General features: G+C 31.4%; 1 protein-coding gene. It reads left to right on the forward strand.

The features are described from left to right. Nucleotides 1-31 precede the first annotated feature (31 nt). On the forward strand, nucleotides 32-255 hold a 224-nt coding region (locus AOA61_RS30780), incomplete at its 3' end, for a hypothetical protein (protein ID WP_218197314.1).

Genomic DNA, 255 nt, shown 5'->3' on the forward strand with positions numbered 1-255 from the left:
ATATAACAGTGTTCATGGGAGGAATGTTCCAATGGTGAAACTTTTAAACGAATTTTTTCAAAAAAATAAACAGCATAAAGAAAAAAGTACGAATAAGGATCAAGAATTCATTGCATTCATTAATGAATCACAGGTAGTGTCAGATCGGTTAGTTGCTGCTGTTGAGGAAGTTAACGATGCTATGTCAAATTTAAAAGATATAGCAGATCAATATACTAGAGAAGGTCAGATTCTAAAGGATAATAGTTACTATTC

This window comes from Pseudomonas sp. 2995-1, assembly GCF_002742505.1.
GTDB classification, from domain to species: domain Bacteria; phylum Pseudomonadota; class Gammaproteobacteria; order Pseudomonadales; family Pseudomonadaceae; genus Aquipseudomonas; species Aquipseudomonas sivasensis.